Below are 24,945 nucleotides of genomic sequence, written 5' to 3'. Positions count from 1 at the left end.
CCCCGCCCATCAGGTCAGATCGCTCTCGGTTCGTTACTGGGCTGCGCGGTCGGCTGAGCCGGCTGGCGTCGCGGCGGCGGCGGATCGCGCGGCGGCGGCGCGGGCCTCCGGATCGCATCGTCCAGCCAGTCCTGGCTCAGCTCTTCGCTTCCGCCCTGCTCGATCGCGTCCCGCTCCTCAGGGCTGAGGTCCGACTGGATGTCGGGCTGTCGGATCAGCGGCTGGCCGTCCGGTCCAAGCACGGGAGTTCCGTCCGGATTTGTCAGATACTCTTCCTCTACCCCGTCTTCCTCCGTCTGCCAGTCCGGCAGCGGCACTTCGGTTTCGAACTGCTCCACCGGCCGCTTTGCGACCGCCTTCACCATATAATCGTGGAACGCGCGCGCCGGCGAAGTGCCGCCCTGGAGCCCCGGAAGCGCCCGCGCATCGTCCCGTCCCATCCAGACACCGGTCGTCAGCCCGCTCGAAAACCCGATGAACCAGCCGTCCTTGTTGGAACTGGTGGTGCCCGTCTTCCCCGCCACTGGCCGCCCGATATTTGCGGCCCGGCCGGTCCCGGTCATCACCGCCGACTGGAGGAGGTCGGTCATCTGCGCCGCCACCCAGGGCGCCACAAGCACCCGCGATTCATTCACTTCGTGATTGTAGAGCAGCCGGTTGTCGGCGGTCGTCACCCGGCGGATGCCGTAAGGCGTCACCGCCACGCCCTTTGCGGCCACGGAGGCAAAGGCGCGGGTCATGTCGATCAGGCGTACGTCCGATGTGCCGAGCACCATCGACGGATGCGTGTTGACGGGGCTCGTGATGCCGAAACGCTGCGCCATGTCGGCGACGGTGCGGAAGCCGACTTCGGCGCCGATCTTTGCCGAAATGGTATTGATCGACTGGGCGAATGCCTGACGGATCGTCACTGCGCCCGAATGGCTGCGATTATTGTTGCGCGGGCGCCAACCATTAATGTTGACCGGCTCGTCGACTACGGTGGTCGTGGGCGTATAGCCGCTCTCGAGCGCGGTCAGATAGACGAACAATTTGAACGCGGAGCCGGGCTGCCGCTGCGCCTGCGTCGCCCTGTTGTAGAGCGAGCTTACATAATCCCTTCCGCCCACCATTGCCCGGACCGCTCCGTCCCGGTCCAGCGACACGAGCGCGCCCTGCGCCCCCTTCGGCGTATTAGCGTTGACCGCCTGGTCCGCCGCCCTCTGCATTTCGACATCGAGCGTCGTCCAGACGTCGATCGGCTCCACCGTCTCGTCGATCAACGTGTCGAGCTGCGGCAGCACCCAGTCGGTGAAATAGCGGACGCTGTTCTGCTTCGGCGTCGGGACGAGCTCGACGCCCGCCGGTTCGGCGGAGGCAGCTTCGGCGGCGCTGATGTCGCCGTTCCGCCGCATCAGGTCGATCACGACGTTGGCGCGGCCCCGGGCAGCTTCGGCATCCGCGGTCGGCGAATAATTGGATGGGGCCTTGACGAGGCCCGCGATGATCGCTGCTTCCGAAAGGTTCAGTGTCTCGGCGGAATGGCCGAAGAAGCGGCGCGAGGCCGCATCGATCCCATAAGCGCCGCCGCCGAAATAGACGCGGTTCAGATAGAGTTCGAGGATCTGGTCCTTGGAAAAGCGTCCCTCGATGGCGAGCGCAAGGATCGCCTCGCGGAGCTTCCGCCCATAGCTCCTCTTGCTGGTGAGGAAGATGTTGCGGGCGAGCTGCTGCGTGATCGTCGACACGCCGCGCACCCGCCCGCCGTCGGTGACGCTCACCTGGATGCCGCGGACGATGCCGATCGGATCGACCCCCGGATGGTAGCGGAACCGCCGGTCCTCCACGGCAACCATCGCGTCGACCATGATCGGCGGGATCTCGTCATAGCGGAGCCACTCGCCGAACACCGGCCCCATCGAGACCAGGATCGTTCCGTCGGCGCCGCGAACGCGGATCGTCTGCCCGAGGTCATCGCGCCGGACGAGCTCCGAATAGCTCGGCAGCGAGCTCATCGCGACGGCCACGGCCACGCCCAGCGCGACCAGCGCGAGGAACGTCCCGTAAACGCCAAATTTGAAGAGGGTGGAGAGCGTCTGCCGGAGACGCGACGGTTCAGCTTTAGCCATCGGCGCCTAGCGATAGAGCCTGTCTGTGAACCTCACAAGAACAAGCGGCGCCGCCGTCTCCGGGGACTTCAACCGCGGCCGATTTTCCGGCAAACTGCGCCAATGCAGAGCAAGGTCGTCCCGCTCCCACTCGACACGTCCGATCCGCAGGCGGACTGGAGCCTGCCCGGCTGGCTCTATCACGATCCGGAATATTTCCGCGTCGAGATGGAGCGGGTGATCCGCCCCTCCTGGCAGATCGTCTGCCACGAAAGCGATATTCCGCAGCCCGGAGACTGGCAGACGCTCGACTATGTCGGCGAAAGCGTGATCGTCATCCGCGGCGATGACGGCGAGGTTCGAGCGTTCCATAATGTCTGCCGCCATCGCGGCTCCCGGCTCGTGGACGGCGCCCAAGGCTGCTCGCGGCGTCTTGTCTGTCCCTATCACGCCTGGAGCTATCATAGCGATGGCCGGCTAATCGGCGTTCCGCACAAAGACAGTTATGCCGACCTTCGGCTGCACCAGCTCAGCCTGAAACCTGTCGAGCTTGACCGGTGGCGGGGCTTCCTCTTCGTCCGCCTCGAAAGCGGCAGACCGCCCGTCACTGAGATGATCGCGCCCTATGATGCCGAGGCCGCGCTCTATCGCTTCGAAGATCTGCGCGCGATCGGCCGGGTCACGCTCCGCCCGCGCGATGTCAACTGGAAGAACATCGCCGACAATTATTCGGACGGGCTTCACATCAACGTCGCCCATCCCGGTCTCACCCGCCTGTTCGGCCGCAATTACCGGATCGAGGCGGAGGCGCATGTCGACCGCATGACCGGCGAGCTTCTGGACAAGCCCTCCGCCAACCCTTCCGAGCGCGCCTATCAGGCGCTGCTCCCCCGCGTCGATCATCTGCCTCCAGAGGCGCAGCGACGCTGGCTCTATTATAAGCTCTGGCCGAACGTCGCCTTCGACATCTATCCCGACCAGATCGACTTCATGCAGTTCCTGCCGATCTCCCCCACCGAGACGCTGATCCGCGAAATCGCTTATGCGATCCCCGACGATCGCCGCGAAATGACGGCCGCCCGCTATCTCAACTGGCGCATCAACCGCCGCGTCAACGCCGAGGACACCGTGCTCGTGAAGCGCGTGCAGCTCGGGATGGAATCACAAAGCTACCAGGCTGGTCCGTTGGGCAAGACCGAGGTCTGCCTCAGGAGCTTCGCCTCGAAGCTCCGCCGTCTTATTCCTGAGGCGCGTCTCGACCGTCCGCCGCCGCCCGGCTGGAGCGCGCGCGGCGCATGAGAAGATAAACGGGTAGGCCGCTCGCCAACAGCAGGAGCCCCCATCCTGTCGCCTCGACGCCGGCGCCGTAGAAGGTCCAAAGGCCGTAAATTCCGCCGAGCACGGCTGAAAGCGTCAGCGCCCCCGTTCGCGGCATCGCGCCCTTTCCCATCAGCCGCAACGCGGCGAGGGCGCACATCACATACATGACGCGCGTCGCGACCGTTGCGAGTAGCGCCATGAATGTGAAGAGCTGGCCGATCGACTTGGTATAGTTCGATATGACGAGGATCGTCGCCAGGGTGCTCGAGAGCATCTGGGTGCCGACCGGCGTCCCCATCTTAGATAGTCTGCCGAACCAGGCAGGAAAGACGCCATCCCGCGCCATTGCCAGCGGCATCTCGCCTTGGAGGAATATCCAGCCGTTGAGAGCGCCGATGCAGCTGATCGCCGCAAACAGGGCCACCAGCATTCCTGCGCCTTCGCCCAGATATCTGCCGGTGAAATCCGCGAAAGGCGCATTAGATTGCGCCGCCTCCGCCGCCGGAAGAAGCAGCGAAACGCTTGAACTCGCGAGGAGGTAGAACGCCCCTGCAATCAAGGTACCGTAAAGCGTCGCCCTCGGTATCGTCCGCTCTGGTGCCGTCACGCGTGCTGCCGGTACGGTCGCGGATTCGAAGCCGAGCATTGCCCAGAGCGTAAGAGAGGCGCAGGCGGTGATCGCCGGCAGGCTGATCTCTTCCGGCCGGAACGGCGCCGCCGCTCCGCTTCCTTCCCGCCCGAGGATGGCGGCAGCGATCAGGATCGCGGCGACCAGCGGCACCAGCTTCAGGACGGTCGTCACGAGCTGAAATCCGCCCGCCGCGCGTATGCTGACCATGCTCAGCAGAGTGAATATCCAGAGGAGCGTGATCGCGGCGATCGCCGGGAGTGCCGTTACCTCGGCAAGGCCCGGAACGAAGATGCTGAGATAGCTTACCGCCGCGATCGCCAGCGTCCCGTTAGTGACCCAGATCGAAATCCAGTAGCTCCAGGAGAGCGCGAACGCTGCTCCTTCGCCGAAGGCGAGGCGGCTATAGGCATATGGTCCACCTTCTTTCGGGAAGCTCCGCGCCAAACGCGCGAGGACAAAGGCGAGGCAGAGGGATCCGGCAATGGTGAGGGTCCAGCCGAGAACCGCGTTCCAGCCATAAGGCGCGAGCGAGGCCGGCAGCAGGAAGATGCCCGAGCCGATCATATTGCCTATGACGAGCGCAAGACAGGTCCAGAAGCCAAGCGCGCGCGGGCCCAATCGGTCGGGTGCGTTGGCGGGCTCTCGGCTCACGAATGTCAGCCTAGAGCGCTGTGGCTGCAGGATCAAATGGGGAGAACGAAGGTGCCCCGCCGTGAAAGGGGACACGGCGGGGCGGGTTCGGGCCTAGAGATGGTTTTCAAGTCTCAAAGGACCTAGCCGGCAGGAGGATACCGGCAGGGCTGATGTAGGCGTAAACCGTTGTTTTTGAAGACCCATCTAGTTCAAGGCAAAGAAAAAGCCCCGGCCGTTTCCGGCCAGGGCTTCAAACTCAAAAGGTAGTTCGGCTTACTGGCCGTTCGTCTGAACGTCAGCTTCGTCGATCGCCTCTTCCTTGGCCTGACCGGCATCTTCGACGGCATCGGCCTGATCTTCGAGGGCGTCAGCCTGAACCTCGTTGGTCGTGTTCTCGGCCTGCGCCTCAAGCACATCTGCCTGATTTTCCGCAGCGTCCGCGACATTGTCGCCGGCCGCATCGTCGCCCTGGCCGCCGCAGGCTGCCAGCGCCAGTAGGCTCGCGCCGAGAAGCGCCTTCACAGTCATCTTCATAGATATCCTACCCTGTTCGGTTCGTGGGGCGCCGAGGAATACACATAAGTTAGCGGAGTACAATTGCCCGCGGCGACGAACCGCATTAGCCCTTTGGCCATGAAGCCTCTCTCGCCTTCGCAGAAGTCCGTGCTGAGGATCAGGGGCGCCATCGCCGCATTGCCATTCCTTGCCGCTTCGCTTTTCTTCGAGACGGTTATTCGCGATGCCGGACTGCCACTCGGCTTCGCACTGAGCCCAGCTTTGCTCCTCGCCGCCTTTTTGATCCTCTACGCGCCGCCGCGCCGCTACCGCTCCTGGGGCTACGACGTGACGGAGGATGAGCTTCATGTGGAAAGCGGCATCTGGCTCCGGACCCGCACGGTCGTTCCGTTCGGCCGCGTTCAGCATATCGACGTGGGGCAGGGGCCGGTCGAGCGGCGCTACGGCCTCGGCACGCTGACGCTCCACACCGCCGGCACGCGCGGAAGCGCGGTTTCCCTGCCGGGGCTCGAGCTCGGCGATGCGGAGCGGATGCGGGATGAAATCCGCGCCCAGATCCGCCAGGATCTGGTGTGACTTTGGAAACGGTCGCCGACCGGCGGCTCCATCCCGCCACCTTCCTTACCGGCGCGCTGAAGCAGCTTCCGCAATATGCGCTCGGCCTTCCGGCCGCGGTCGGATTCATGTCCGAAAGCGGTCTGGACACCATCCTGCTGCTGGCTTTGGGGGGCATTTTGGCAGCGGCGGCGGGCGCATGGCTCCACTGGCGCCGCTTCCGCTACGGCCTCGGCGCGCGTGAGATCGTGATCGAAAGCGGCATCCTTCACCGGAAAAGGCGGGTCATCCCGTTCGACCGGATCCAGGACATCGATATCGAACAAGGGCTGCTTGCCCGCGCCTTCGGGATGGCGAAGGTCCGCATCGAGACGGGCGGTTCAGCCAAGGATGAAGGCAATCTCGATTCGGTGGCGCTCGACGAGGCGCACCGCCTCCGCGAGCTGCTCCGCCGGGGCGCGCGTGGCGAGGTGCACGAAGGCCCCTGGGGGGCGGCAGCATTGCCTGCTGAAGACGAGCCTCTCATCTTCCACATGCCGCTCGGCCGCGTCCTGCTCGCGGGGCTCTTCAATTTCTCGCTCGTCTTCCTTGCCGTCATCTTCGGCGCGCTCGAATATGCGGAGCCGGTCCTCGGCGTCGATCCGCTGAAGATGGAATGGATCGAACCCGCCCGCGCGCTGGCGGCGCAGGCGACCTGGGGCGTGACTGCCCTCGGTCTCGCTTTCCTCCTTGTGCTAGGCCTCATTGCCGGCGTGCTTCGTACCCTGGCACGCGACTTCCGCTTCCGCCTTACCCGCTCGACTGCCGGCCTTCGCCGCCGCCGGGGGCTCTTCACGCTGACTGAGGCTGTCGTCCCGCTCCGCCGGGTCCAGGTCTCGATCATCCGCTCCGGCGCCGTGGCGCGGCTGTTCGGCTGGCATGGGCTCGAATTCCAGACGCTGAACGCCGATGCCGGGCAAGCCGGCAATCAGGTGGCGGTGCCGTTCGGCCGCATGGATGAACTCACGAGGGTCCTTCGGGAGGTCCGTCCCGCACCATTACCGGAAGACAGTGCGTTCGTGCGCGTCTCCAAGCGCCACATCCTCCGGCAGTCGATCCGCTGGACCGCCTTCCTAATCCTGCCGATCGCCGCAGCAGCAGTCTTCTTTCCGCCTGCGGCGCTGCTTCTACTCGCCCTTCCCCTCGCTGCAGGCGCCGCCGCGCTCCAGTGGAAGCATCATCGTTACTGCGTGGCCGCCGATGCTCTCTATGTCCGCCACGGCTTCCTCACCCGGCGGCTCTGGATCATCCCTTTCGAGCGCATTCAGACGCTTGCGATGGACCAGGGCCCGCTCCAGCGCCGCCTCGGGCTGGCCAGCCTCACTGCCGACACAGCCGGCGCCTCGCTCCTTCGCATGCCGGTGATCGCAAACTTGCCCGCGGAGATTGCAGCCGCTCTCGCCGCCGCGCTTCTCACTCGTCACAAGGCGGCGCGGGCTCGGCTGAAGTTGGCCGCGTGACAGTTTTTCCGGCGAGCGGGAGCTTTGCCGCCTTTCGCTCGTATGGATTGCGCAGATTGGCGCAGCCGGGGAGGGGCCTTTGATCGATTTTTCGGCATTTTCCTTTGCCGACCTCATCCCCTTCATCCTGATCGGCTTTGCGGCGCAGCTTGTCGACGGGGCCATGGGCATGGCCTTCGGAACGATCGCCAGCACGATGCTGATCAGCATTGGCGTTCCGCCCGCAGTTGCGTCGGCGCGTGTCCATGCGGTGGAGGTCTTCACCACCGGCGTGTCCGGCATCAGCCACATCATTCACCGCAACCTCGACTGGCGCCTCTTCGCCCGCATCGTCATTCCAGGCGTGATCGGCGGCGTGCTTGGCGCCTATGTGCTGACTGAGGTTCCTGCCGATACCGCTCGACCGATCGTGCTCGGCTACCTTGCTGCCATTGGCCTCTACCTACTCTGGCGCGGCATTCACCACGAACATGAGGAAAAGAAGCCGAAGATTATCGAGCCGCTTGGCCTCGCCGGCGGGTTCCTGGACGCTGCGGGCGGCGGCGGCTGGGGCGCGATCGTAACCTCGAACCTGCTCGTTCAGGGTGCCAATCCGCGAAAGGTAATCGGCACCGTCAACACGGCCGAATTCTTTCTCACCGTCACCATCTCTGCGACGTTCCTCGCCACATTGGGCTGGGAAGCGGTCGGCGCGGCGACTGTGGGTCTCCTCATCGGCGGCATCCTGGCCGCCCCGCTCGGCGCCTATCTCGCCAAGCGCGTGCCGCCCAACCCGCTGATGATCATGGTCGGCATCGTCCTCACCGCGACTAGCATCTACGGCATCTGGCGCGCGCTCTGAAAGCCGCTTGACCCGCGCCTAGGCTGCAAGCGAGGATCAAGGCCAAAGCAAGGGGCAAGACATGCGCAAATCCGGACTGATCGGTATTACATCGGCTTTTCTCGCCTCGTGCGCGCCGGTAGCTCCGCCCGAACCTGCTCCCGCCTGGCGGCCGACGCCCGTCGCAGGCGCGGTCGAGCCTTCGGAAACGATCAAGAACGCGCCGGCTTCGGCATGGCGCGACGTCGAACCTGAAAACCTCCTTCTCATGGACCTTAAGAACGGTGCGCGGATCGCGATCGAGCTCGCGCCGGAATTTGCGCCCGTCCACGTTGCCAACATCCGCGCCTTCGCCCGCGCCGGCTGGTGGAACAACGCCGCCATCTATCGGGTGCAGGACAATTATGTGGTGCAATGGGGGAATGGCGACGTGGAAAATCCGCTCCCCGCTGGCGTCGTCAAGGCGCCGCCCGCCGAATATGACCGCGCCCTTGCCGGCCTCGATCTTCGGCCGCTCGGCTACCCCGACGCTTACGCGCCGATGGTGGGGCACGCCAACGGCTGGCCGGTCGGCTACGATCCGGAAAGCGGGCGCGCCTGGCTTACCCATTGCTATGCGATGGTAGGCGTGGGCCGTGATCTCGCGCCCGACACCGGCACCGGCGGTGAGCTTTACGCGGTGATCGGCCACGCCCCGCGCCACCTTGATCTAAACATCGCCACCGTCGGCCGGGTGCTGGAAGGTTTCCAGCATATGACGGCGCTCCAGCGCGGCACCGAAGCCTTGGGCTTCATCAAGGAGGCGAAAGACCAAATGGGCATAGCTCGGGTGCGGCTTGCTGCCGATCTTCCCGCCGCCGAACGCCCGTCCTACGAAGTGATGCGCACCGACAGCGACGCCTTCGCGGCTTTCGTGCTCGGCCGTGCCAATCGCGGCGGCACCTTCTTTCAGCGCCCGGCCGGCGGCGCCGACCTCTGCAACGCCCCGGTCCCGGCACGTAAAAAAGGCGGCTGAAGCCGCCGCCTTGCCTTTTTTCCGCTTTCGTCGGGCGCCCGCAAAGTACCACTTTGCTGGAAGAAACTAACGCGCCGGCCCTTCGCCGCCAAAGGGAGAGGCGGCAATGAAGGCGCCGGCGCGACGGCGGCTGCCCTTTGGCGCCGCCCACTATACGCATACTCGAACAAAGCAGGGCGGGTACGCTGCCCTTCATCGGTCTCAACACTTGATCTATGTTGAGGTTCCCGTCCGGCCGCCGCCCGAAAGGGTAAGGGCGGGCGGCCGGCTTACGCTTCACTCATGCCTCGCCTCAGGCGGCGAGCACATGTTCCTCTTCGTGCATCGGAACGCGCCGGATCGTGCGGACCATAGACTGGCTGCCGATCATCGGCGCATTCTCAAGCGGCAGAGCCGTGGAGCAGAAGGCGCATTCCGCCATCGCCCGGCCGATATACCAGTGGGTCTTGCCGCAACCGGGGCAGTAGTTCGTCTGCTCTTCGCGATAAACGATGTGATAGCCGCGCTCATGCGCTTTGGGGACAATACATCCGCCCCGTGCTTCCAAGATACTCGTGGCCATGACGGCTCCTTCCAGAACAACCTTTGCGCTCATAACGCAGGCTGCCCGTGAAGGGTTTCATGAATATTGGGTAAACGGGTGCAGTACGGCTCAGTAACGGTCCATTTACCCTGCCGATTAAGGAGTGAAGGGCCTAGCGACGAGCCGTGTTAACCATGCGGCGGGCTGAAAAGCCACACCGCCGGAAATAATTTCTTAACCATGGGATCCGCCGGTTTTCGGAACGGCTGCGGATTTCCCGCGTCTAACCGGTGAAGACCGCCGCTGGCCCCGAGTCGCGGGCGCGGCCATGTTCGAAGGCGTAAAGACGATGAAGTTCGCACATGCCCTCCTCCTCCTTCCACTCCTGCTCGCGGCGTGTGGAGGTGGCTCCGATCCGACTCCGGACAAGGAGAACGCAGCTCCCGCCGCCGCCATCGAAGCCACCGTTAACAAGACGGAGGCGCAGCAGCAGCGGGCGGAGAATATCGCCGAGGCGCAGGACGAGGAAAGCGGCACGCCAGCGGCTTCGGGTCAGACCGGCCAGAGCAGCCCCGCCGCCCAGCGCCCGACCACCGCCGATCCCTCCGTAGGAGATCCGGTCGCCGCGCCCCGCTGATCCTGGTTAGCAGCCGGTTCGGGAAAATCTACTACACCACAACTACTTAAGTCCGCGAGCTATCCCGGCGCACGGACAGGGGCGGGGACATTCCATGGAGCCGGATATTACCTTCCGGCGGCGGCGCGCCGTGACTCTACTTCACAGGGCCGATCGCGCCGCGACGTTCGAGGAACGCACACGCCGTCGCGAGGAGGCGGAGCATTTCGCGATGTTGGCTCGTGAAACACGAGCATGCAATTACAACCGTAAGCCATCCGGCTTAGTCGGGCTGGCAGCCTCGACGGCGCACGCAGTGCGCCTTATATCCTCGGGATGACTATCGCCGCCGATCCCCGCCGCTTCCTCTATCGTCCTGACGGGCTTGACCCCGATCTGGCGCAGCGGCTCACCGCCGAAGCGCTTCGAAGCTGCGACGATGGTGAGCTTTATCTTCAGTATACGGCCAGCGAGAGCTTCGCCTTCGATGACGGCCGGCTGAAGACGGCAGATTTCAACACGCAGGCGGGGTTCGGCCTCCGCGGCGTTTCCGGCGAAACCACCGCCTTTGCCCATGCCAACGAGATCTCCGAAGGGGCGATCCGCCGCGCCGCCGAGACGATGGCGGTGCTCGATCCTTCTAAGTCTCCGCCCGCCGCGCCGCCGCGCCGAACCAATGCCAGCCTTTATACCGACGCCGATCCCTTAAGCCTCATCCCCTTCGCGAAGAAGGTCGCGCTCTGCCAGCAGATCGACGCCGCCGCCCGCGCTCGCGATCCGCGCATCGCTCAGGTGTCGGTCTCGCTTGCCGGAAGCTGGAGCGTGATCGACATCGTCCGCGCCGACGGCTTCGTAGCCCACGACGTGCGTCCGCTCGTCCGCCTCAACGTCCAGATCGTGGTCGAGCAGAATGGCAGGCGCGAAAGCGGCTATCATGGCCTTGGCGGCCGCTATCTTTACGACGATCTGTTCCAGCCCGAGACTTGGAACCGCGCGATCGACATCGCGCTGGCGCAGGCGCTGGTGAACCTCGACGCCGTCGCCGCACCCGCCGGGGAGATGACGGTTGTCGTGGGTCCCGGCTGGCCGGGCGTGCTGCTCCACGAGGCGATCGGCCACGGGCTCGAAGGCGATTTCAACCGCAAGGGGAGTTCCGCCTTCTCAGGCCGCATCGGCGACCGCGTCGCCGCGCCAGGCGTCACGGTGGTGGACGACGGCTCGATGGGCGCACGCCGCGGATCGCTCACCATCGACGACGAAGGCACGCCGACCCAGTGCACCACTTTGATCGAGGACGGCATCCTCAAGGGCTATATCCACGACCGGCTTAATGCGCGGCTCATGGGTGTCGAGCCGACCGGCAATGGCCGCCGCGAGAGCTTCGCCCACGCGCCGATGCCGCGCATGACCAACACCTTCATGCTGGCCGGCAAGGACGATCCGGGCGAGATCCTCTCCCGAGCGAAGAACGGCATCTACGCTAAGAGCTTCGGCGGCGGGCAGGTGGACATCACCAGCGGCAAGTTCGTCTTCAGCTGCACCGAGGCCTACAAGATCGAGAATGGCAGGCTCGGCGCGCCATTGAAGGGCGCGACCCTGATCGGCGACGGCCCCACCGTCCTCACACGCGTCGCCGCGATCGGTAACGACATGGCGCTCGACGAGGGCATCGGCATTTGCGGCAAGGGCGGCCAGTCCGTGCCAGCGGGCGTCGGCCAGCCGACCCTGCTGATCGAAGGCCTCACCGTCGGCGGCACCGCGGCCTGATGGCGGAGCCTTGTGTCAGCAAGGTTCTAGACTATTGGTTCGGCCTTGAGCCCGAGCAATGGTGGAAGCCCGATCCCGAACTCGACGCGGAGGTACGTGAGCGCTTCCACACCCTTTGGGAGGAGCAGAGCGGCAGGCAGGCGGAGGACTTCCTCGGCTCGGCGGAAGAAGCGCTCGCGGCGATCATCCTGCTCGACCAGTTTCCGCGCAACATGTTCAGGGACCATGCCGACCAGTTTGCGACGGACCATCTGGCGCTTCAGATCGCGAAGGCGGCGGTCGAGCGCGGCTATGACGAGACCTTCGAGCAGCCGCGGCGCGGCTTCCTCTACATGCCCTTCCAGCACAGTGAGGATCTTGAGGATCAGCAGCGTTCGGTAGCGCTCTTCACCGCCTTAAGCGACGATTACCAGCTGGGCTTCGCCAAAAAGCATCACGACGTGATCGAACGCTTCGGCCGTTTTCCGCACCGGAACGCCATCCTCGGCCGGACGCCCCGTCCCGATGAGGTGGCTGCCGGCGACGTCTTTCCCTGGTGATGGCGCTGGTGCAGGTCGCCCGCTTCGACAGCCGCATTGCCGCCGAGATCGTGCGCGGGCGTCTCGATTCCGAAGGCATTCCGGCGATGCTGTTCGACGACGGGCTCGCTAGCCTCGGCATCGGCTCGCTGACGCCGGTCAGGCTGATGGTGGACGAAGAGGATAAGGCGCAGGCGGAAGCGCTGCTCGCCTCCTTCTAGCCGAGATAGGCGCGAATGGGCGTCAGATCGTAACCGGCCGCCTCGGCTTTCCGAACGATTTCTTCCGCTTCGTCACCGGCGTTCGCGCGGGCGAGCGCCCATAGATAGATGGAGCGCGTCCCCGAACGGCAGAAAGCGAGCGTCTTACCTTCAGTCGCCTCAAGCGCCTCGGCCATCGCCTGCACCTGATCGGGATAAAGGCCGCCGCTCACCGGCACATGGCGATAGTGCAGCCCGGCCGCGCGCGCGGCCACCTCCACCTCAGCCGCAAAGGGCTGGCCCGGCTCCTCGCCATTCGGGCGGTTGTTGACGATCATCGTCACCCCGGCAGCAGCGATGGCGGGAATGTCGTGCGGCCGGATCTGCCCCGCCACCAGCACCTTTTCGTCCAGCGGGATCATGCCGCGTGTGCCTGCAGCACTTCCAGGAATGCGTCGCCATAGCGGTCGAGCTTGGCCGCGCCGACGCCGCTGATCCGAGAAAGGGCGGCGCGGCTGGTCGGCTTAGCGTGGGCCATGTCGCGGAGCGTGATGTCGTGGAAGATGACGTAAGGCGGAACGCCTGCCTCGGTGGCGAGGTCGCGGCGGCGGGCGCGGAGCAGGTCGAACAAGGGGTCGTGCGGATAGTCGCGCGTGTCGCCCTTGCGGCGGCGCTGCCGCTTCGGCGGAATCACCACCGGCACCGCCTCCCCCCCTTTCAGGATCGGCTTCGCGCCGGGGCCGAAGGAAAGGCCGCCATAATCGTCGGCCCGCAAGGCATCGCGGGCGAGCAGGGCGCGGGCGACCGGCTTTACGAGGTGCAGTTCCTCCTCCGAGGCGATGCCAAAGACGCTGAGGCGGTGATGTCCGAAGCTGTGGATTTTGTCGGTCTCCTTGCCCGCCAGAACGTCCGTCAGATGCCCGATGCCGAAGCGCATTTCGGTGCGGAAGGCGGCGGACAGCAGCTTTCGCGCCACTTCGGTCGCGTCCACCGCCTGCGGCGGCGACAGGCAATTGTCACAATTGCCGCAGCTCTGTGGCGGCTCCTCCCCAAAATGGCGGAGCAGGATCGCGCGACGGCACCCTGCCGCCTCGACGAGCGCGCCGAGCGCATTCAGCCGGTCGCGCTCGCCCGCCTGCCGGTTCTCGGGAACCTCGGCGGCAATACGGCGGCGGGCGCGGGAGAAGTCCTCCGCCCCCCAGAACAGATGTGCTTCGGCGGGCTCGCCGTCGCGGCCAGCCCGGCCGGTTTCCTGATAATAGGCTTCGATCGATTTCGGCAGGCCGGCATGGGCGACGAAGCGGACATCGGGCTTGTCGATACCCATGCCGAACGCGATGGTCGCAACCATCACCATATCTTCCGACGCGACGAACGCCTTCTGGTTGGCCGCGCGGAGGCGCGGGTCGAGGCCGGCATGATAGGGCAGCACCTTCCGGCCCGAAGCCGCGAGCTGCTCCGCCAGCCGCTCGGTTGCGTCGCGGCTCGTGGCATAGACGATGCCGGGGCCGGGCTGCTCGGCAAGAAGGTGCTTGAGCTGCGCGCCGATGCCGTCGCGGGGGCGGATATGGTAGCGGATATTAGGCCTATCGAAACCGGCTAGGATCAAGCCTTCCGCCGGAATGCCGAGCTGGACGAGGATGTCGGCGCGGGTATGGGCGTCGGCCGTGGCGGTCAGCGCCAGCCGCGGCACATTCGGCAAGGCATCGAGCAGCGGTCTGAGCAGCCGATAATCGGGGCGGAAATCGTGCCCCCATTCGGACACGCAATGTGCTTCGTCGATGGCGATCAGTGCCAGCGGAGTCGAAGAGATGAGGCGGCGGAAGTTCTCCCCGCTCGCCCGCTCCGGCGCGACGTAGAGGAGGTCCAGCTCGCCGCGTTTCAGCTTCGTGACCGTCTCCTCCCGGCCTTCGTCGGCAGACGTCAGCGCTGCGGCGCGGATGCCGAAGGCCGCGGCAGAGCGCACCTGATCGTGCATCAGTGCGATGAGCGGCGAAATAACGAGGCCGGTGCCTTCCCGCGCAAGCGCCGGCACCTGATAGCAGAGCGACTTTCCCGCACCCGTCGGCATTACGGCGAGGCTATGCTCGCCCGCCATCACGCGGCCGATCACATCGGCCTGAACGCCGCGAAAGCCGGAAAAGCCGAACACCTGGTGGAGGATCGAAGCGGGGTCGCGCACGGCTTCGTCATAGGCATGTCATTTGCCGCATGCTAGCGCCCACACATGCGCCTGCTCACCGCTTTTATTCTTTTGCTTTCGGCCAGCTGCGCCAGCGTCGATACGCCGCAGCCGATGACCGTCTCTGCACGGCCGGTGCCGCTCGACAGGGCCGTTCCCGACCGGACAATCCTCGGCCGGCTCCATTATCTCGGTGGCGTCGAATTGGATTCGGCAGACCCCCGCTTCGGCGGCTTCTCCTCGCTCAAGTGGCGAAACGGGCGACTCTACACGATCACCGATGTCGGTGACTGGATGACGTTCCGGACCATCGAGCGGCAGGGGCGGCTGGAGGGACTTCGCGTCGCCGCCCTGGGCGACCTTCATGGTCCCAACGGTCAATTGCTGGAAGGCACCGCCACCGGCGATTCCGAAGCGATGGTTTGGGACGGCAGCGGTTGGATCGTCGGCTTCGAGCACGACCACAAGATTCTTCGGTACAGGAGCCTCGGCGGGCCCGCAGAGCCGATGCTGGACCCGCAGACCCTGTTCGGGCCGCTGGAGAAGAACCAGGGCGCCGAAACGCTTGCCGTCCGCGGCGACAGCCTCTTCCTCTGCGCCGAACGGTTAGCATCGGACGGTGCGCCCAATTGCTATCTCCGGCGGAAGGGAAGGTTTGAACCGGTGAACCTGCCGCCACCGGCCGGGCTCGACCCGAAAACCGCCTACCCGGTCGATGCGGATTGGGCGGCGGACGGCACCCTCTATATTCTGATGCGGAGCTGGTCCGGCGGGAACGACAATCGTGTCGCACTCGTCACCCGCTCCCCCTTGGGAGACCGCCGAACGCTCGCGACGTTCGTTCCTCCGGTAACCGTGGATAATTATGAAGGACTAGCGCTTCGGGAGGAGAATGGCCGCACCTTTCTCTACATCATCTCGGACGACAATTTCGGCGTCTACAACGATCCTGCTAAACCCGAGACATGGCAGCGCACCCTGCTGATGAAGTTTGAGCTGATCGGCTGACCTACTCCGCCGCCTCTGCCTGCTCCCGCTCATTCTGCTGGCGGTTCCACATCTCGGCATAGAGGCCGTTCTTGCGGAGGAGCTGTGCGTGCGTGCCGCGCTCGGCGACGCGGCCCTGGTCCAGCACGACGATCTGGTCGGCGTCGACGATGGTCGAGAGCCGATGCGCGATGACGATGCTGGTGCGGCCGCGTTCGACCGACTTAAGGGTCTCCTGGATGGCGGCTTCGGTGCGGCTGTCCAAGGCGCTGGTCGCCTCGTCAAGGATCAGGATCGGCGGGTCTTTGAGCAGGGTGCGGGCGATGGCGACGCGCTGCTTCTCGCCACCTGAGAGTTTCAGGCCACGTTCGCCAACCTTGGCTTCGTAGCCCTCAGGAAGGCTCATGATGAAATCGTGGATTGCCGCGCCCTTGGCCGCCGCCTCGATCTCGGCTTGCGCGGCGCCGTCGCGGCCATAGCCGATATTGTAGCCGACCGTGTCGTTGAAGAGGACGCTGTCCTGCGGAACGATGCCGATTGCGCCGCGAAGGCTGGTCTGGGTCACGCTCTTTATATCCTGGCTATCCACGGTGATGCGGCCGGCGGTCGGCTCGTAGAAGCGGAAGAGTAGGCGCGAGAGCGTGGACTTGCCCGCGCCCGAGGGGCCCACCACCGCCAGCGTCGTTCCCGGCGGCACGTCCAGGTCGATGCCTTTCAGTATATCCCGATCCGGCTCATAGCCGAAATGCACGTCCTCGAAGCGAACGTGGCCGCGCTGGACATGGAGGGCGGCCGCGCCTGGCTTGTCCTTTACCTCTTGAGGCGTGTCGACGACTCCGAACATCTGCTCCATGTCGATGAGGCCCTGACGGATGTTGCGGTACACCCAACCGAGCATGTCGAGCGGGCGGAAGAGCTGCGCGAGAAGCGTGTTCACCAGCACCACGTCACCGGTGGTGAACTGGCCGCGGCTCCAGCCCCAGACGGTATAGCCCATCGCGCCCGCCATCATCAGATTGGTGATCAGCGACTGGCCGATGTTGAGCCAGGCAAGCGACGTCTCGTTCTTCACCGAGCTGTTCGCAAAGGCGCGCATCGCTTCGCCATAGCGCTTCGCCTCCCGCTCCTCGGCGTTGAAATATTTGACCGTCTCGTAATTGAGGAGGCTATCGACCGCGCGGGAGATGGCGTGATTGTCGATATCATTGAGTTCACGGCGAAGCCGCGAGCGCCAGTCGGTGACGACACGCGTGAACCAGATATAGGCCGCGACCATAACTAGCGTCGCGAGGACAAGGCCCGGGCCGAACTTCACACCGAAGATGATGCAGATGGCGATCAGCTCGATGATAGTCGGCGCGATGTTGAAGAGGAGGAAATAGAGCATCATGTCGATGCTTTTTGTGCCGCGCTCGACGATCTTGGTGAGCGCGCCTGTACGCCGCTCCAGATGATAGCGGAGCGACAGCGCATGAACGTGGCGGAACACGTTTTCGGCGAGCCGGCGCGCCGCATCCTGCCCCACCCGCTCGAAGATCGCATTGCGAAGATTGTCGAACAGGACGCCGCCGAACCGCGCACCAGCGTAGGCGGCGACGAGTGCGACCGCGAGCCCCGCCGCCGCCTCCATGCCCGGCGTCATTCGGTCTATTGCGGCCTTGTAGGCGAAGGGCATGACCAGCGTCGCACCCTTGGCGACGAAGACGAGCAGCATCGCGATGACGACGCGGGTTCGGAGCGCCGTCTCGCCCGCCGGCCACAGATAGGGAAGGAAGCGCCTCAGGGCATCCCAGCCCGCTTCTGGGCGCGCCTCCTTAGTCTCTTCGATCTGCATTCAAATACCTAGATAGGGTTCCCTATCTTTCTTTCAAAATTCGCCTCCGAAACAGTTGGAACGGCATCACCACATGTGGGTTTTGCAGGCCGAGGAGCGAGGACATGCAGGCAGCAATTTTCGTAATGGCCATAATGGGTTGCGGCGAAAGCGATGGGCCGTGCCAACAGCTTCGCCTGCTTGAGACCCGCTATGAAAGCCAAGCGCAATGCGCCGCCGCGACGGAAGAAGCCGTGATGCGCTTTGGCGATGCCGATTATCCCGTGATCGTCGCCCAATGCCAAGCCGCGAACGCGCCGAAGATCGTCCGCGGCTCCGACGTGCGCCTACCGAATCCGGAGCGCACGCCGCTCTTTTCCGGCCGCTAGAACTCGCCGCTGATTGAGAAGGTCAGGATCGGCCCGTAATCGCGGTCCCGATACTCGCTGAACAGCACAGGATTGGTCCGGCGGCCGTCGTAGAAGGTTCGGCGAAACGTTTCCTGCGTGCCGAGCAAATTGTCCAGGCTAGTCCTGACAGTGAGGCCAAGCAGGTTTTTATGCTCGACAAAGACGCCGAGGCCTCCGGGATCGTTGAACGGTCGCTCCTGGATATCGAGCCGGTAGCCGTACGCCTGTTCGAACTCATTGTAGTACCCGCCATAGGCCCAGTCGCTGTTCGGAAGATCGTGCCTGAAGTTGATCTCGATATCGCGCAGCGTGATATTGTTGATGTCGCGAAAGCGGCCGGTCAGCTGATCCTCGATCCTGCTGTCCTGCAGCGTCATTTCCACATCGATCTTCGCACCCTTGATTCCGATCGGATCGAGGTTGAGCGTGCTTGACCAGAAGAAGCCGTAGAGGCTCGCCTTATCGAGGTTGCCCGGTGCCTGCCCCGTCTCCCCGATTGGGATGACGTCGACGACATCCTGGTAGAGCCGGCCGTATAACCGCGCGGTGGCAGTGCCCCACTCGCCGAAATTGCGGGTGGCCTCGACCTGTCCCTCCCAGCTTTGCTGCGGCACGATCTCCGGATTGCCGGCATTGCCGAAGCCGCCGCCGACATTCACGAAGGCGACGAAGTCGAAAAAGTTGAGCTGACCGACTTTCCGCTCGATCTTTGCGCTGACGTCGAGCCGGGGCGATGCCTTCCAGGCGAGTGACACAAAACCCTTGGGCCGGAAGAAGCTGCGGGTGAGCCCATGCGGGCCCGACTGGCTGAGCTGCGAATATTCGCCGCCAATGGCGCTCTGAAGGGTGAGCGCAGGGCTGAGCGGTCGGCCGTAGCTCAGCATAGCCTCGCCCCGCTTCTCGTCCACGGTCGACACGGCGTTGTTAAGCGGTACCGGCTGGAAAACGCCGGATCCGTCAAGATTGAAAAGCCCGCTTTTCACATCCAGCACGTTATAGGCGCCCTCGAGGGCAAGCTGCCAATCGGCGCCGCCCATGTTCCAGCTATATTCGCCGCGGAGGATGGTCTCGGTTTCGTCCGCTTTTTGCTCGAAGCGTGAGCCCGTATTGGCTCGCCCGTCGCTGAAAGAGGTGATGATCTGCTGGTGGTAAGGGCTATGCTCGAAGCGCCTGAGGCCGATCAGCTTCAGCCTGCCGCCGAAGAGGCCGAACTCATAGTCGCCGCCGAGTTCGTAATTATATTCCCGCTCCCCTTCCCGAAAATGGCGAAGGTGATCCACGCCGAAAGGATAGGTGCGGTTTGAGATCTCCTCCGCATCGAAATGATAGATTTGATAGGAAGCGTTGAAGTTGCCGACGCTGCCGCCGCTTCCGCGATGCTTGAGGCCGAGGCTGATCTTCGGCTGCTCGCCGAAAATGTCGAGCCGCTCCTGGCGAAGATCGACCTCGGCGCCGCTGCCGTTCGTCACATATTCCGGCCCGGCATTGCCGTTGACGAAGCTGTCGTTGACGAAGCCGAGGGTCCAATCGAGGTTGCCGCTCGATCCGCTGATCGATGCCTGACCGTTGGTCATGCGGGGCGGCAAGCGTTTGAAGCGGGCCTGCGGGTTCCATTTGAACTGGCCGCTCACCTGCTTTCGCGCATTGATGAAGATGTTCGCGACCTGGCCTGAAAGCCCCGGCACGTTGAGCGTCGCGCCGTCGACGATGTCGATCCGAACGACGTCCCCCGCGGCGATCCGCTGGAGTTCGGTGACGACGCTGTTCGACTTGCCGGAGAAGCGTTCGCCGTTGATCAGGATGTTGGCCCGAGCTTGGCCGAGGCCGCGCTGCTCGCTGCCTTCGACGATGATGAAGCCCGGCACCTGCTGCAGCATGTCGTAGGCGTTCTTCGGCGCGAAGCGGACGAAATCCTGCGGCGTATAGCTTTTGGCACCCTCGACCGCCGCGGGAAGGGTCGGAATGGGCGGCGGTGCATCGCCTGTCTCCTGCGCACCCGCCGGTGCCGCCACGGCTACGGCCGCCACCGAACCGAGCCACCACATCTTCCTGCAACGGCTCGCCCGCATCCCCTTCGGCATCCGCATCTCCCCTTTTTCTGTTCTTCTGCACGGCCGCCCCACTGTCGTGCAACGGCAATGCTGCAACATATGTAGCACCCCTGAAGCTGAACGCCAGCCTAACGATCTGCTGCCGCTGCGGCATGCCGGGACGCGGAACTGGGGCGGAGCGCATCGGTTCTCCTTGCAAATCAGGAGAATGACCATGGGCAAACAAAATCTTCACAACCCGGACCAGAACGAGCGGCCGCTTACCCAGAACAATCAGATGTCGGACGATCCCGCCGACGGCAGCCGGAACAGCTTCACCACCGGCAAGGACGGCAGCTCGCCTGCAGAGAAGAAGCCGCCGCAGGACGAACAGGACCAATCCACGATCGAAGCCTTTGGCGAAGAGGGCGCTGGCATCGCAGCCAAGGAGTAAGGATCATGAGCGACACCCAAACCATAGAGATGGTCCATGAGGACCAGCTTCCCGGCCATGAAAGCCAGCTGGAGCCGAAACCGGACTGGGAGCCGCGCTATCCCGGCTCGGACCGCCTCAAGGGCAAGGTGGCGCTCATCACCGGCGCCGACAGCGGCATCGGCCGCGCTGTGGCGGCCCTGTTCGCCCGCGAAGGCGCCGACGTGGCGATCCTGTACCTGTGCGAGCATGACGATGCGCAGAAAACCAAGGAGATTGTCGAGGCCGAGGGCCGGAAGGCGATCACCATCGCCGGCGACGTCGGCGACAAGGATTTCTGCGAGCGGGCGGTGAAGGACGCGGTCGATAAACTCGGCAAGCTCGACATCCTCGTCAACAATGCCGCCGAGCAGCATCCGGACGAGGAGATCACCGAGATCACCGAAGAGCAGCTGAAGCGCACCTTTCAGACCAACATGTTCGGCTATTTCTTCATGGCGCAGGCCGCGCGGCCGCATCTGAAGGAAGGCGCGGCGATCATCAACTGCACGTCGGTGACTCACTATAAAGGCGCGCCGATCCTGCTCGATTATGCATCGACGAAGGGCGCGATCGTCGCCTTCACCCGCTCTCTGTCGGAGAGCCTGATCGAGAAGGGCATCCGTGTGAATGCCGTCGCGCCGGGCCCGATCTGGACCCCGCTGAACCCGTTCGGCGGTCAGCCGCCCGAGAAGATTCCCGATTTCGGCAAGGACGTGCCGATGGGTCGTCCCGGCCAGCCGAACGAAGTGGCGCCGAGCTTCCTGTTCCTCGCCTGCGAGGATTCAAGCTACATGTCAGGTCAGGTGCTCCATCCGAACGGGGGAACCATCGTCGGCAGCTGAGCAGGTTTGTGTCCGAAGGATTTATGCTAAGGAACGGCTGATACACAAAAAAGGGGGAATGCTCGTGAAGGGATTTTTGGGGGTTCTGGCCGGGTTCGTCAGCGCGGTTCTGGCCGCGATGCTGGTGTCGTTCCTCGGCGGGCTGATCGTCGGCGTTCCGACCGGCGTCGACATGTCTAATGCCGATACGATCCGTGAAAGCTATGCATCCCTCGGCGTCGGGCCACAGCTCCTCGGGATAGTCGCCTGGGGCATCGGCGCCCTCGTCGGCGCCTATGTCGCGAAGCGGATTGCCGGCCGCTCCTGGGCCGCCTGGACGGTGGCGGTGCTCATCACCCTCTATCAACTGCTGAGCGTCGCCCTCCTGCCGATGCCGCTCTACATGCGGATCCTGGCCCTCGTGCTCCCGATCGTCGGCGGCTTCATCGCCAACCGGCTGGTCGCCGAACGGGCAACCGACGCGCATAGGGCCGAAACGGCGGCAGATGCGGACCTATAAGAGCTTTTCGGACTTCTTCCCCTTCTATCTTCGCGAGCACGCGAAGCCGGGCACCCGCGCCCTTCACTATGCGGGCACGACCTTGGTCGTGGCGATCGCCCTTGCCGCGCTCGTCACCGGCAAGTGGTGGCTGCTGATCGTCATGCCCGTGGCGGGTTATGCTTTCGCCTGGGCAAGCCATGCCGCCATCGAGCGCAACCGGCCGGCGACCTTCACCTATCCGGGCTGGTCGCTCGCCGCCGATTTCAAGATGTGGTGGCTGTGGCTGACCGGCCGGATCGATCCCGCGCTTCGGGAGGCGGGGGTCAGGCCCGACGGAACAGTGGAGCGGCCCGTTGGCGAGTGAGGGCAAAGTCGGCGATCCCGTCGCCACCTTGCTGATGAAGCTCCGCGCCCGTGACGTCGTATCCGACGAAGAAGAGGCGGTGCTCCGAGATGCGGTCGCGGAGGAGAAGGCGCTTCCCGCAGGCAAGGTGATCGTGAAAGCGGGCGTAACGCTCAGCGTCTGCACATTGCTCGTCCAGGGCTTCGTCTGCCGCTACAAGGACCTTGCCGACGGACAACGCCAGATCATGGAACTGCACGTTCCGGGCGACTTCCTCGACCTCCACAGCTTCCTCCTGAAGCAGCTGGAGCATAATGTCGGATCGCTGACGCCGATCAGCCTGGCACTGGTGCCGCACGACCGCATCCGCGACATCACGGAGAACCACCCGCATCTTGCGCGCCTGCTCTGGTTCTCGACCCTGCTAGACGCCGCAATCCACCGCGAGCGCATCCTTTCGATCGGGCGCCGGTCGGCTTTGGCGCGTATCGCGCACCTGCTTTGCGAGCTTTACCTGCGGCTGGAGATCGTCGGCCTGGCCAGCGGTCACCGCTATCTGCTGCCGGTTACGCAGGCCGACATCGCCGACGCCAGCGGCCTTACGTCAGTGCACGTGAACCGCATGCTGAAGCAGCTTCGCGACCAGCAATTGCTCACCTTCCGCAACGGCGAAGTCATCATCCACGATTGGGATCAGCTTCAGCGGCTGGCCGAATTCAGCGCCGCCTTCCTGTATCTGGAACGCCGTCCCCGCTAAAGATTGCGGATATCGAACGCCCGCCGCTCGAGCAGCCGTTCGGCAAGCATCGTCCGATGGCATCCCGCCGCATCGGCTTCGTAGCAGAGCAGGGCTGCACGGCTGTCGTCCGCGACATCGAGCGCTTGCTCTATGGCGAGTTGCGCCTCCGGCGTCTCCAGCTGCACCGCGTAGATTTTCCGCATCTCGGCAGTGCGGCCCTTCCGCGCCGCCTCTCGCCCGGCAGCAGGCGTGCCGAGCGGGCGGAGGTGAATATAGCCTATGCCCCGCTCCGTCAGCGCATTTGAAAGGGCGGTCTTGGAGAAGCCGGGACGGCGGGAGGCCGCGACCGCACGAACATCAATCACCGTGTCGACCTCGGCCGCGGCTAGCTCGCCGAGGAACTCGTCGACGGTCTTGCCTTCATAGCCGATGGTGAAGAGCGGCCGTGGCATCGCCTTAGTCGAATAGTTCCTCGAGGAAGCTCTTCCGCCTTTTCTTGTGCGAGTAGCCGTAAGACTGGCCGAAGGGCTGCGGCGCATGACCCATGGACTGGCTGGGCGGCGGCGCCTGCGGGGCCGGAGCCGTGGTCGAGGCGCTGCGCTCGATGATCTTGTCGAGTTCGCCCCGGTCCAGCCAGACACCACGGCAGGTCGGGCAATAATCGATCTCAATATTCTGCCGCTCGCTCATCACGAGCGGGGTGCGGTCGACTGGGCAGAGCATTTCATTGGCCATCGCAGGGGCTCCTCTCTCTGCTAATCGATCTAGGTGGCCGCCACCGCTCTTCAAGCTGGCGCAAAATCCCAATCTTCCTGCCAACAATTGGGAATGGCGCTGATGGAAATGGCCCACTCGCTGCCTCTCGCTCCCCGAGAACGGCAGATTTGCGCCACTTCAGGCAATTGGCACGCCCTCTGCAATACCTCTGACATCGGGGCCGGATCGGCCGGACACCCGGAAGCAGGGAGTAAGAATGATGACCTACAATCTCGGTAATCTGCAGCAGCTTGCAGTCTCGATCGTCGCTGCGCTCGTCACCAGCGCACTGTTCGTTTCCGCCGCCGTCGGACCCGCCGGTCAGCTCATCTGACCGGTGCCCGCCACTCAAATCCAAGGACAGACAAATGGACGGCCGCTTCGCTCTCGATAAGCCCAATGCCAAGATTGCCGGCGTCTGCGCGGGTATCGCCAATCATTTCGGGATGGACCCGCTGGGCGTGCGCCTTCTGGCCGTTCTGGCACTCTTCGTGCTGGGGCCAGTGACTTTGCTCGCCTATTTCATCACCGGACTGATCGCCAACAGCCGCTGAGGCGGTTCCAATCGGGCGAGGCAGAGTCTAGGGCAGGGCATGGCCCCGCCCCCCAGCCAAGGCCCGAAAAGGGATTCCGCCCTCCGCAAGTTCCTCAGCAGCGAAGCCGCGGGCGGCATCCTGCTGATGGCAGCGGCGGCGCTGGCGATGATCGTCGCCAATAGCGGCCTCTATGAAACCTACCACCACATCCTTCATGCGGAGATCGGGCCGGAGCTGACGCCGAAGCTCGGGCCGATGACCGCGCACCTCTGGATCAACGACGGACTGATGGCGATCTTCTTCCTGCTCGTCGGGCTGGAGATCAAGCGCGAGTTCGTTGACGGGCGCTTGTCGAGCTGGAACCAGCGGCGCCTCCCCTTCATCGCGGCGGCAACCGGCATGGCAGTGCCGGCGGCGATTTATCTCGCAATCGTCTGGGACGATGCAGAGCTCGTAAACGGCTGGGCCATTCCGGCCGCCACCGACATCGCCTTTGCCATCGGCGTTCTCGCGCTGCTCGGGAAACGTGCGCCGACATCGCTGAAGCTCTTCCTCACCACAGTCGCCATCGTCGATGATATGGGTGCGGTCGCAATCATTGCGGTCGCCTACACGGCCTCCATCAACACGCTCGCGCTCGGCATCGCGGCG

At 64.4% G+C, this 24,945-nt stretch carries 28 protein-coding genes; 18 read left to right on the top strand and 10 right to left on the bottom strand.

Annotated elements, in window-relative coordinates; translation table 11 throughout:
• Positions 1-14: 14 nt before the first annotated feature.
• Positions 15-2,108 carry a PBP1A family penicillin-binding protein gene (locus tag VGD10_RS05005; RefSeq protein WP_331039703.1) on the bottom strand — a complete coding sequence of 698 codons (2,094 nt, stop codon included), beginning with the start codon at positions 2,106-2,108 and terminating at the stop codon, positions 15-17.
• Positions 2,109-2,210: 102 nt separating this feature from the next.
• Between VGD10_RS05005 and VGD10_RS05000 the strand changes: the two genes are divergently transcribed.
• Positions 2,211-3,386: an aromatic ring-hydroxylating dioxygenase subunit alpha gene (locus VGD10_RS05000; protein ID WP_331039702.1), complete on the top strand. Its 1,176-nt coding sequence runs from the start codon at positions 2,211-2,213 to the stop codon at positions 3,384-3,386.
• Here VGD10_RS05000 and VGD10_RS04995 read toward each other — a convergent pair.
• Together VGD10_RS04995 and VGD10_RS04990 are read right to left on the bottom strand one after the other, a co-directional pair.
• Positions 3,325-4,689: an amino acid permease gene (locus tag VGD10_RS04995; RefSeq protein WP_331039701.1), complete on the bottom strand. Its 1,365-nt coding sequence runs from the start codon at positions 4,687-4,689 to the stop codon at positions 3,325-3,327. The genes VGD10_RS05000 and VGD10_RS04995 overlap by 62 nt on opposite strands.
• A gap of 255 nt (positions 4,690-4,944) precedes the next feature.
• Complete coding sequence (locus tag VGD10_RS04990; RefSeq protein WP_331039700.1) at positions 4,945-5,205, bottom strand: hypothetical protein; 261 nt, start codon at positions 5,203-5,205, stop codon at positions 4,945-4,947.
• Positions 5,206-5,334: 129 nt separating this feature from the next.
• Between VGD10_RS04990 and VGD10_RS04985 the strand changes: the two genes are divergently transcribed.
• The 4 genes from VGD10_RS04985 (at position 5,335) to VGD10_RS04970 (ending at position 9,076) form a co-directional block, all read left to right on the top strand.
• Positions 5,335-5,763, top strand: a complete 429-nt coding sequence (locus VGD10_RS04985) for a PH domain-containing protein (RefSeq protein ID WP_331039699.1) — start codon at positions 5,335-5,337, stop codon at positions 5,761-5,763.
• The gene (locus VGD10_RS04980) at positions 5,760-7,241 is read left to right on the top strand and encodes a PH domain-containing protein (RefSeq protein WP_331039698.1); all 1,482 of its coding nucleotides are present in this window, start codon (positions 5,760-5,762) and stop codon (positions 7,239-7,241) included. Before VGD10_RS04985 ends, VGD10_RS04980 begins: the two co-directional genes overlap by 4 nt.
• 79 nt (positions 7,242-7,320) lie before the next feature.
• Positions 7,321-8,082 carry a sulfite exporter TauE/SafE family protein gene (locus VGD10_RS04975; protein WP_331039697.1) on the top strand — a complete coding sequence of 254 codons (762 nt, stop codon included), beginning with the start codon at positions 7,321-7,323 and terminating at the stop codon, positions 8,080-8,082.
• A 61-nt stretch (positions 8,083-8,143) separates the two neighbouring features.
• Complete coding sequence (locus VGD10_RS04970) at positions 8,144-9,076, top strand: peptidylprolyl isomerase (RefSeq protein WP_331039696.1); 933 nt, start codon at positions 8,144-8,146, stop codon at positions 9,074-9,076.
• A 292-nt stretch (positions 9,077-9,368) separates the two neighbouring features.
• On the opposite strand, the gene VGD10_RS04965 is transcribed toward VGD10_RS04970, so the two are convergent.
• Positions 9,369-9,638, bottom strand: a complete 270-nt coding sequence (locus VGD10_RS04965; protein WP_331039695.1) for a hypothetical protein — start codon at positions 9,636-9,638, stop codon at positions 9,369-9,371.
• A 310-nt stretch (positions 9,639-9,948) separates the two neighbouring features.
• Between VGD10_RS04965 and VGD10_RS04960 the strand changes: the two genes are divergently transcribed.
• From VGD10_RS04960 to VGD10_RS04945, 4 genes are all read left to right on the top strand, one after another.
• Complete coding sequence (locus VGD10_RS04960; RefSeq protein ID WP_331039694.1) at positions 9,949-10,236, top strand: hypothetical protein; 288 nt, start codon at positions 9,949-9,951, stop codon at positions 10,234-10,236.
• A 315-nt stretch (positions 10,237-10,551) separates the two neighbouring features.
• On the top strand, positions 10,552-11,982 hold the full coding sequence (tldD, locus tag VGD10_RS04955) for a metalloprotease TldD (RefSeq protein ID WP_331039693.1): 1,431 nt from the start codon (positions 10,552-10,554) through the stop codon (positions 11,980-11,982).
• Complete coding sequence (locus tag VGD10_RS04950; protein ID WP_331039692.1) at positions 11,982-12,521, top strand: DUF924 family protein; 540 nt, start codon at positions 11,982-11,984, stop codon at positions 12,519-12,521. Before tldD ends, VGD10_RS04950 begins: the two co-directional genes overlap by 1 nt.
• Before the next feature lie 8 nt (positions 12,522-12,529).
• A complete protein-coding gene (locus VGD10_RS04945; protein WP_414639499.1) occupies positions 12,530-12,721 on the top strand; it encodes a DUF2007 domain-containing protein in 192 nt (63 codons plus the stop codon).
• Here the strand turns inward: VGD10_RS04945 and VGD10_RS04940 are convergent.
• On the bottom strand, positions 12,718-13,122 hold the full coding sequence (locus VGD10_RS04940; RefSeq protein ID WP_331039691.1) for a TIGR01244 family sulfur transferase: 405 nt from the start codon (positions 13,120-13,122) through the stop codon (positions 12,718-12,720). The two genes, VGD10_RS04945 and VGD10_RS04940, sit on opposite strands and share 4 nt — an antisense overlap.
• Positions 13,119-14,882 (bottom strand): DNA helicase RecQ, encoded by a 1,764-nt coding sequence (gene recQ, locus VGD10_RS04935; RefSeq protein WP_331039690.1) that lies wholly within the window; start codon positions 14,880-14,882, stop codon positions 13,119-13,121. The genes VGD10_RS04940 and recQ overlap by 4 nt, the downstream gene beginning before the upstream one ends.
• 45 nt (positions 14,883-14,927) lie before the next feature.
• On the opposite strand from recQ, the gene VGD10_RS04930 reads away from it, so the two are divergent.
• Positions 14,928-15,890, top strand: coding sequence for an esterase-like activity of phytase family protein (locus VGD10_RS04930; RefSeq protein ID WP_331039689.1), 963 nt, complete (start codon positions 14,928-14,930; stop codon positions 15,888-15,890).
• Position 15,891: 1 nt separating this feature from the next.
• Here VGD10_RS04930 and VGD10_RS04925 read toward each other — a convergent pair whose 3' ends face one another.
• Positions 15,892-17,703 (bottom strand): ABC transporter ATP-binding protein/permease, encoded by a 1,812-nt coding sequence (locus tag VGD10_RS04925; protein ID WP_331039688.1) that lies wholly within the window; start codon positions 17,701-17,703, stop codon positions 15,892-15,894.
• A 104-nt stretch (positions 17,704-17,807) separates the two neighbouring features.
• Here VGD10_RS04925 and VGD10_RS04920 point away from each other — a divergent pair, with 104 nt between their 5' ends.
• Positions 17,808-18,071, top strand: coding sequence for a hypothetical protein (locus VGD10_RS04920; protein ID WP_331039687.1), 264 nt, complete (start codon positions 17,808-17,810; stop codon positions 18,069-18,071).
• Here VGD10_RS04920 and VGD10_RS04915 read toward each other — a convergent pair.
• A complete protein-coding gene (locus VGD10_RS04915; RefSeq protein WP_331039686.1) occupies positions 18,068-20,173 on the bottom strand; it encodes a TonB-dependent receptor in 2,106 nt (701 codons plus the stop codon). The two genes, VGD10_RS04920 and VGD10_RS04915, sit on opposite strands and share 4 nt — an antisense overlap.
• Before the next feature lie 184 nt (positions 20,174-20,357).
• Here VGD10_RS04915 and VGD10_RS04910 point away from each other — a divergent pair, with 184 nt between their 5' ends.
• From VGD10_RS04910 to VGD10_RS04890, 5 genes are all read left to right on the top strand, one after another.
• Positions 20,358-20,576, top strand: coding sequence for a hypothetical protein (locus tag VGD10_RS04910; RefSeq protein ID WP_331039685.1), 219 nt, complete (start codon positions 20,358-20,360; stop codon positions 20,574-20,576).
• 5 nt (positions 20,577-20,581) lie between these two features.
• Positions 20,582-21,439, top strand: coding sequence for an SDR family oxidoreductase (locus VGD10_RS04905; RefSeq protein ID WP_331039684.1), 858 nt, complete (start codon positions 20,582-20,584; stop codon positions 21,437-21,439).
• A 64-nt stretch (positions 21,440-21,503) separates the two neighbouring features.
• Positions 21,504-21,938, top strand: coding sequence for a hypothetical protein (locus VGD10_RS04900; RefSeq protein ID WP_331039683.1), 435 nt, complete (start codon positions 21,504-21,506; stop codon positions 21,936-21,938).
• On the top strand, positions 21,925-22,284 hold the full coding sequence (locus tag VGD10_RS04895; protein WP_331039682.1) for a DUF962 domain-containing protein: 360 nt from the start codon (positions 21,925-21,927) through the stop codon (positions 22,282-22,284). The genes VGD10_RS04900 and VGD10_RS04895 overlap by 14 nt, the downstream gene beginning before the upstream one ends.
• Positions 22,274-23,020 carry a Crp/Fnr family transcriptional regulator gene (locus tag VGD10_RS04890; RefSeq protein WP_331039681.1) on the top strand — a complete coding sequence of 249 codons (747 nt, stop codon included), beginning with the start codon at positions 22,274-22,276 and terminating at the stop codon, positions 23,018-23,020. Before VGD10_RS04895 ends, VGD10_RS04890 begins: the two co-directional genes overlap by 11 nt.
• Here the strand turns inward: VGD10_RS04890 and VGD10_RS04885 are convergent.
• On the bottom strand, positions 23,017-23,454 hold the full coding sequence (locus VGD10_RS04885) for a DUF488 domain-containing protein (RefSeq protein WP_331039680.1): 438 nt from the start codon (positions 23,452-23,454) through the stop codon (positions 23,017-23,019). The two genes, VGD10_RS04890 and VGD10_RS04885, sit on opposite strands and share 4 nt — an antisense overlap.
• Positions 23,455-23,458: 4 nt before the next feature.
• Positions 23,459-23,737, bottom strand: coding sequence for a zf-TFIIB domain-containing protein (locus VGD10_RS04880; protein WP_331039679.1), 279 nt, complete (start codon positions 23,735-23,737; stop codon positions 23,459-23,461).
• Between the two features lie 389 nt (positions 23,738-24,126).
• On the opposite strand from VGD10_RS04880, the gene VGD10_RS04875 reads away from it, so the two are divergent.
• Both VGD10_RS04875 and VGD10_RS04870 read left to right on the top strand, forming a co-directional pair.
• A complete protein-coding gene (locus VGD10_RS04875; protein WP_331039678.1) occupies positions 24,127-24,312 on the top strand; it encodes a PspC domain-containing protein in 186 nt (61 codons plus the stop codon).
• 39 nt (positions 24,313-24,351) lie between these two features.
• On the top strand, positions 24,352-24,945 hold a 594-nt coding region (locus tag VGD10_RS04870; RefSeq protein WP_331039677.1), incomplete at its 3' end, for a Na+/H+ antiporter NhaA.

It is taken from the genome of Allosphingosinicella sp. (assembly GCF_036402135.1).
In the GTDB taxonomy this organism is placed as follows: Bacteria; Pseudomonadota; Alphaproteobacteria; order Sphingomonadales; family Sphingomonadaceae; genus Allosphingosinicella.
This window is presented reverse-complemented; position numbering and strand designations above follow the sequence as displayed.